Genomic DNA, 914 nt, shown 5'->3' on the forward strand with positions numbered 1-914 from the left:
TACGATAAAGATCATGCACGACTAGCTCGGCGCCATGCCGTAGTAATTGAAACAGCGGCCGAGCTATTTTCTTCACATCTCTTGTAAGGTTTGCATCTTAGACTTTCGCCTTTAGGTTCTAGCTTTTTAAAGACTAGGGCGTTAATGTTTTGTTCTATTTAAAAGATGTTGGTGCACGAACAATGCTAAACGGATTTATCAAGTTTCTAAAACTGCTCAATGCAAATGAAAACCCAGCGCAACTGGCAGGTGCGATCGTACTCTCTATGATCATGGCGCTGACGCCGTTTTGGAGCCTACATAATCTGCTGGTGGTTTTGATGCTGTGTGTTTTGAGGATCAACTTATTTACGTTTTTTGCAAGCTTTCCCGTTTGGTCGGGTATCGCTTGGCTACTTGACCCTTACTCAGCGTCTATCGGCGAAGGGCTTTTGCTCAATGATTCTTTACAAGCGTTATGGGCGAGTATGTACCAAAGTGACCTTTGGCGCCTGGCGCACTTTAATAACACCCTGACTATCGGTAGCTTGCTGCTCGCTAGTGTACTTGCGGTTCCTGTGTATATCGTTAGTGTTTGGTTAATCAAACGCTACCGCGACACCGTTGTGGCTTGGGTGAATCGCTTGCACATTGTAAAGGCGTTAAAGGCTTCGAGCTGGTTCCAGAAGCTTTCATCGGCGTATTCAGTGGCAGAGGTAGCACGATGAATCAGACTAAACAAAAGAGCATGATCCGACCTGTTGGTATTGTCGCCTTTGCGCTGATTACAGCGCTGCTCGTGCTCTGTTTTTATTGGGCAGCACCGTGGCTCATTAAGCAGGGAATAGAGCGCACAGGAACTCAGATTAATGGCGCGCGCGTTGACGTTGCGAATGTTGATCTATCGCTCTCTCCGGCAGGTATTTACATCTTTG

Annotated in this window: 2 protein-coding genes; both read left to right on the plus strand. The window is 46.6% G+C overall.

Annotation, left to right across the window (positions count from 1 at the left end):
* Window positions 1-149 precede the first annotated feature (149 nt).
* Window positions 150-707 carry a TIGR03546 family protein gene (locus tag A3750_RS15355; RefSeq protein ID WP_082873231.1) on the plus strand — a complete coding sequence of 186 codons (558 nt, stop codon included), beginning with the start codon at window positions 150-152 and terminating at the stop codon, window positions 705-707.
* A partial coding sequence (locus A3750_RS15360) for a hypothetical protein (protein ID WP_197475070.1) occupies window positions 704-914 on the plus strand: 211 nt, incomplete at its 3' end. The genes A3750_RS15355 and A3750_RS15360, both read left to right, overlap by 4 nt.

It is taken from the genome of Oleiphilus sp. HI0079, from assembly GCF_001635105.1.